Source organism: Collinsella sp. TM10-22 (genome assembly GCF_003466125.1).
GTDB lineage: Bacteria > Actinomycetota > Coriobacteriia > Coriobacteriales > Coriobacteriaceae > Collinsella.
Genome location: NZ_QSOC01000013.1, coordinates 1 through 6,160, shown reverse-complemented (window position 1 = coordinate 6,160; position 6,160 = coordinate 1). Strand labels below are relative to the sequence as shown.

5 protein-coding genes are annotated in these 6,160 nt (G+C 54.8%); 2 read left to right on the top strand and 3 right to left on the bottom strand.

Annotation, left to right across the window (positions count from 1 at the left end; genetic code table 11):
* Window positions 1-79 precede the first annotated feature (79 nt).
* The 3 genes from argF to DXD94_RS09445 form a co-directional block, all read right to left on the bottom strand.
* Entirely contained in the window at window positions 80-1,087 is a 1,008-nt protein-coding gene (argF, locus tag DXD94_RS09455) for an ornithine carbamoyltransferase (RefSeq protein ID WP_117584179.1), read from the bottom strand.
* Window positions 1,088-1,173: 86 nt separating this feature from the next.
* On the bottom strand, window positions 1,174-2,418 hold the full coding sequence (locus DXD94_RS09450; protein WP_117763891.1) for an arginine deiminase family protein: 1,245 nt from the start codon (window positions 2,416-2,418) through the stop codon (window positions 1,174-1,176).
* A gap of 42 nt (window positions 2,419-2,460) precedes the next feature.
* Complete coding sequence (locus DXD94_RS09445) at window positions 2,461-3,897, bottom strand: YfcC family protein (RefSeq protein ID WP_199407177.1); 1,437 nt, start codon at window positions 3,895-3,897, stop codon at window positions 2,461-2,463.
* Window positions 3,898-4,174: 277 nt separating this feature from the next.
* Between DXD94_RS09445 and DXD94_RS09440 the strand changes: the two genes are divergently transcribed.
* Complete coding sequence (locus DXD94_RS09440; protein ID WP_158564817.1) at window positions 4,175-5,425, top strand: arginine deiminase family protein; 1,251 nt, start codon at window positions 4,175-4,177, stop codon at window positions 5,423-5,425.
* 1 nt (window position 5,426) lies between these two features.
* Window positions 5,427-6,077: a LexA family transcriptional regulator gene (locus DXD94_RS09435; RefSeq protein WP_117763889.1), complete on the top strand. Its 651-nt coding sequence runs from the start codon at window positions 5,427-5,429 to the stop codon at window positions 6,075-6,077.
* Window positions 6,078-6,160: the final 83 nt, after the last annotated feature.

Here is a 6,160-nt window from a genome sequence, read left to right as displayed (position 1 = left end):
GCGTTGCCGCCGAGGGCGACGACGATGCGGTCGGGCTTACCGTACGGTTTACTCATAGTGTTCGTTCACTTCCCAGCTACTAGCGAAGCGTCGCGTACATCATGGCCTTAATGGTATGCATGCGGTTCTCGGCCTCCTGGAACACACGAGACTGCGCGCTCTCAAAGACCTCGTCGGAAACCTCCATCTCGGTCACGCCGAACTTCTCGGCAATCTCGGCGCCGATGGTGGTCTGCGTATCGTGGAAGCTCGGCAGGCAGTGCATAAAGATGGCGCCGGGGTTTGCCTTGGCCATGACCTCGGGCGTTACTCGATAGGGAGAGAGAAGATCGATTCGGCTCTTCCACAGCTCCTCAGCCTGGCCCATACCGACCCAAACGTCCGTATAGATCACGTCTGCATCCTTGACGCCCTCGTCGATATCCTCAGTGAGCTGGATCGTGCAGCCATTCTGAGCGGCGATCTCCTGGCAGCGCTCAAGAAGCTCGGGATCGAAGTGCGTGGCGCCCTCGACATCGCCCTTGGGTCCGCAGGAGCAGAAGTTAATGCCGAGCTTGGCGCAGATAACCATCAGGGAGTCGCTGACGTTGCCCTGCTCCTTGCCCATGTAAGTGAGCTTCATGCCGCGCGTGTCGCCGAACTCCTCACGCATGGTGAGAATGTCGGCAAGGGCCTGGGTGGGATGGTACTCGTTGGTCAGACCGTTCCAGACGGGAACGCCAGCCTTGGCGGCAAGCTCCTCGACGATCGACTGGTCGGAGCCGCGATACTCAATACCGTCATACATGCGACCGAGCACGCGGGCGGTATCCTCGATGGACTCTTTCTTGCCCATCTGCGACGAGCCGGGGTCGAGGTAGGTCACGCCCATACCCAGGTCCATACCGCCGACCTCGAAGGCACAGCGCGTGCGCGTGGAGGTCTTCTCAAACAGCAGGACAATGTTCTTGCCCTCGAGAAAGCGGTGTGGATAACCGGCGCGCTTCATATCCTTGAAGTTCTTTGAGAGGTCGAGCATGTACTCGATTTCCTCGGACGTAAAGTCAAGCAGGGTAAGAACGCTTCGACCAGAAAGATTAAGAGCCATGATTTGAGTCCTTTCGGTTGTTGGAACACACAAGGAGGGATGGGCGGCGCAGACGCACACGCGCCGCCCAGATACGCTAACGCTGACTAGATTTCCTCACGCCAGAACGGCATGGTCATGCAGCGCGGGCCGCCGCGACCGCGAGAAAGCTCCTCGGAGGGGGCGACGAGCAGCTCGACGCCGGCCTTGTAAAGAGCATCGTTGGTGACAACGTTGCGCTCATACACGCAGACCTTGCCCGGTGCGACCGCAAGAGTGTTGGAACCATCGTTCCACTGCTCACGGGAAGCCTCGATCGGATCGCCGCCACCGCACTCAATCATGGTGATATGGTCCATACCCGTCGCAAGCTCGAGGATATGCTGCAGGGTGCCCTCGAGTTCCTCGATATGCACCTCCCCCTCCGAATCGCCCTTGGTCAGGCGGTAGGCACGAAGCGTCTGGTAGATGCCGGGATAGACCGTGAACTTATCGCGATCGACCTGCGTGCAGACGGTGTCGAGGTGCATGTAGGCATAGCCGTGCGGAATCTTGATGGCATAGATGTTCTCGATCTCGGCCTCATCGGAACCCCAGAACATATTTTTGGCGAGCTCATCGATGGCTGCAGTCTGGGTGCGCTCGGAAATACCGATGGCGAGCGTCTTGGCGTTGATGTTGAGGATATCGCCGCCCTCGATATGCCACTCGCTGTTGTGGTCATACCAAATGGGGCTACCGGCGTAATCAGGATGGTTACGCAGCACCGTTTCGTAGAAGATTACTTCGCGATTGCGCTGATTCCAGTACATGCGGTTCATGGTAGCGCCCTTGCCCACGACAGCCAGAGGGTCACGGGAGAAATACGAGGCGGGCATGGGGAAGAGGACCATATCGTCAGCCTTCAACTCCTCGCCGTCCATACTGGCAAGAGAACCGCCGACCTTGGGGATCTCGAGGTCGCGAACGTAGAGGCCGCCCATGGCAGCAAGGACAAACTCCTTGTTGTCCTTAATCGAATCAAGCTTCTCGACAACGGCCTGGCGAAGGGCCGCGTTGGAGATGCCGGACTCCCCCATGAACTTCGTCATGAACTCTGCGCGAGTGCCCTCGACTTTGTCAAACGTCTCAGCGAGCAGCTCTTCCATATAGACAACCTCGGCACCAGCGCCGCGAAGAAGGTCGGTAAACTGATCGTGCTCTTTCTGGGCATAGTCCAAATAGAACGCGTCGTGAATCCAAACGCGGTCGAAATCCTCCGCCTTCATGTTTACAAGATCAATACCGGGGCGATGGACGCACACCTTCTTGAGGGCGCCAATCTCGCTATGAACGTTCAGTCCTTTGTTCATTTCTATCCTTCTTTCTCACAACTTGTATGTGGGGTTTTGCATTTACGGCAGGGGGATAAGACCCGAAACCGCAGTGAATGCCATGCAGATAACGCTTACGACCAGGAAGAATTTCCAAGCGACCTTCCACCACTGGCCTAGCGGAATCTTGCAGACGCCAAGACCGGCAACGAGCATCGCGCTTGTTGGCGAAATGAGAGACATGGCCGCGCTACCCATGGAAAGACCAGTAACTGCGGCCTCGGGGTTTAAGCCCATCAGCTCAACAAGCGGGCCGAAAATGGGAATCGTAAGAGCAGCGATGCCCGAGGAGCTCGGAACGAGGATCGACAGAAGGTTATCCACGACATAGAGGATGCTCGTGAAGATAACGGGCGGAACTCCAGAGAGAGCCGTGGCGAGCGTGTTGAGAATCGTATCGATGATGAGGCCGTCATTGGCGATTACGAGGATTCCGCGGGCGAGGCCAACAACGATGGCAGAGAACGCGAAGTCTGCAATTCCCTTAACGAACTCGCCAGCGATCTCCTTCTCATTCATCCCGGAAACAACACCCGAAAGAAGAGCCATGGCCAAGAAAATCGCAGAGATCTCGTTCATGTACCAGCCCTGGGTTACCAGACCCCAAATGATAGCGCCAAGTCCAAGCACGAAAATAACCATGACGGCTTTTTGCCTAGCGGTGAACTCGCTATCGAGGAGATTCTCGTCCGCGCCAAACTCTTTGCGCTTCTCGATATCATCGTGGAAAGCTGGGGATGCCTCGGGATTCTTCTTAACCTTGAGGGCATACATCACAACCCATGCGATGGCAACTGCAGTGAGCACGACAAGGGCGATAGTACGCAACCAAAGCTGGGGGTTGCCCTGGATACCGAGGATGCCCTGGGAAATCAGGACGTTGAACGGGTTAACGGTAGATGCGATGTATCCGATACGGGCACCCACAAACACCGTCATGAACGCTGTAATTGAGTCGAAGCCCATGGCCATCATGATCGGCATAAGAATCGCAAAGAACGGAAGCGTCTCCTCTGCCATACCAAAGGTGCTGCCGCCCAAGGCAAAAAGCACCATTAGGATCGGAATGATGAGGACGTCCTTGCTCTTGAACTTCTTCACCACTCGGGCGACGCCACTCGTGATGGCTCCGGTCGCCGTGATGACCTGGAAGGAACCTCCCACGATCATAATGAATGCAACGACCTCGACCGCTTGCTGGATGCCGATCGCAGGGGCCTCAAGTACTTCGAAGATGCCTTGGCGAAGATCGACCTCGTTGCCGTCCTCGTCCGTATAGACCTTATCGACAGGCTCATAGGTGCCCGAGACCGTTACCTCGCGACCGTTAACCTCCTGGCGCTCAAACGAGCCCGAAGGCACGACCCAGGTCAGAACGGCAAATACGGCCATCAAGACGAGAATGATGGTGTACACGTGCGGGACTCGAAGAGTGCGCTTCTTTTCTGTCTCTGCCATCTCTCCTCCTTAATTCAGGGGTTTTTCGTTGCCGGCAAAGCCATTGTGTCATCGCGCAAAACACCCTTCCGCTCCATCGACCGTCAGCGAAGCACATCGACCCGTAAACGGACTTTAGATTGACGTAATTTGTCAATTTGCTTTCTAGATTGATGTTTAACATCAATTACTAAGCCGGTTCGTGCCATTCACCTGTGACAGATATGATGTAAATTGAATCGAACTCGTAATGTGCCACTATGGAAGCAATAAATACTCATCGCCAAAGCGAGGTCACATGTCCGCATTGCATGTTCAAAATGAAATAGGAAAGCTAAAAAAGCTGCTTCTGCACTGTCCCGGCCCCGAAACGCGCAACTACCCCGACGGGCAGTTCAATCGGGTCTTTACGTTGCGTCCGTCTAGCAGCTCATTCGATCTTGATAAAGCCCTTAGGGAGCATCATGCTTACTCGGCAATGCTCGAGCACGAAGGGGTAGAGATTCTCTATCTTGAAAACCTTCTTACCGAAGCCCTTGATGCGACAGAGCAAGCGCGTCGCTCTTTTATCGATAGCTACATTTCAGAATGCGGCGCGCGGGGCATTGAGCTCGAGTCTGCCATTCGCGAGTATCTCGAGCGCATCGAAGGCTCCCGCGCCCTTGCTCAAGCAGCAGTCAACGGCATCCGCTACTCCCAGGTCTTCAACACAGATAAAGAGGTGTTCAGCCTCACGAAACTGACGGCAGACGCATACTCACCTGACGATCTTCTCGTAAGCCCCCTTAACACCATGTGGTTCACACGCGATCCGGCGAGCGTCATCGGCGAAGGCGTTACGCTCAACCACATGTACTGGCCAGAGCGCAACCGTGAGGTTATCGCCTACAAAACGATTTTTACCTATCACCCAGATTTCCGCGAGACCCCTCAGTTCTTCAAGCATGAATCGACTTACCACATTGAAGGCGGCGACCTGCACAACCTCAACAGCGAAAACATAGCCGTTGGAATCTCGCAACGAACCGAGCCGGCGGCGATAGACACTTTAGCAAATAACTTGCTGTGGGATGAGAACTCGACTATTGAGTCCGTATGGGCCATTCAGGTCCCCTACGATGACCTCTGCATTCATCTCGACACATATTTCACTCGCGTTGACCACGAGACATTCCTCGTTGCTCGGGAGCTTCTCGACCAAGCGCGAGTCTACCGCATTACGCGGGGCAGGTCGGAAGGGACAACCCGTGCGTGTCATGTCGCAGGCGGACTGAAAGAAGCGTTGCGATTAGCCCTAGGTTCAAGTTCGTTGCAATTTATCCTTTGCGGTGGCTCAAATCCCGGAGCAGCAGAGGTCGAAAGGACCAACAATGCCACAAGCACCCTTTGTTTGGAGCCAGGCAAGGTCTGCGTATACGAAGAAAACGCCGAAACCAACAAAGCGCTGGAGCAGGCCGGTATTGACCTTATTCCCATCTCTATCTTTGAGCTGACAAACGGCTTTGGCGGCCCCAACTGCCTCTGCCTCCCCCTCGTCCGCACTTCATAACATGGGAACGGGTCAAAACATAAAGGCGCTTCGCAAGCGCGACCAGCTGACACAGGAGGAATTCGCGGCACTCATCGGCGTCTCCAAAGAAACGGTATGCCGCTGGGAAAAGGACCGCTATACAATCCGCCGCTCAACGTTGCTCAAGATAGTATCGAAATTTAACCTGCAGCTCGACGACCTCACATCTGAAACCGCAGGGCTTGCCGCAAAGCTCGACCACGAGGGGCGGAAGGGGGAATCCAAAGAAGTTACTACTGATTCCCTTTGCGATGTATTTAAAATCTTGAAGAATGGAGGCAGAACGGGACTTAAACAAACCGGAATAACCGCGCTTCCCTCATCCGTATTCAAGAAACATCGCGGGTGCTTCTTTGTTCAAATGGACACGTCCGCCATGTCCAAATGCTACCCGATTGGATCCCTTCTCCTCGTGGATCCAAACCTGAAACCCTGGAACGGATGCTCCGTCCTCGCTTTGGCCGATAATTCAAGAATCGTCATACGGCGTTATAGCACCGGCACGAACACCGTGATGCTCTCATCCCACTCATATCGCACAGCGGAACCGGATATCGTGCTGGACAAACGCCGAATTAGGATTCTGGGAGTCATCGTTTGGTTTCAGGCGTCTCATGATCTGAGCGTCTAATCAAATTTGATCTTGTTTACCTCCCCCATATGCTCACAACTCAATAGCAAAAGCCCCGCAGTCGGAGCGGACTGCAGGGCTCA

Bases quoted from the DNA above. Each gene is read 5' to 3' on its own strand.
- argF (WP_117584179.1), bottom strand. From the start codon at position 1,087: ATGGCTCTTAATCTTTCTGGTCGAAGCGTTCTTACCCTGCTTGACTTT.
- DXD94_RS09450 (WP_117763891.1), bottom strand. From the start codon at position 2,418: ATGAACAAAGGACTGAACGTTCATAGCGAGATTGGCGCCCTCAAGAAG.
- DXD94_RS09445 (WP_199407177.1), bottom strand. From the start codon at position 3,897: ATGGCAGAGACAGAAAAGAAGCGCACTCTTCGAGTCCCGCACGTGTAC.
- DXD94_RS09440 (WP_158564817.1), top strand. From the start codon at position 4,175: ATGTCCGCATTGCATGTTCAAAATGAAATAGGAAAGCTAAAAAAGCTG.
- DXD94_RS09435 (WP_117763889.1), top strand. From the start codon at position 5,427: ATGGGAACGGGTCAAAACATAAAGGCGCTTCGCAAGCGCGACCAGCTG.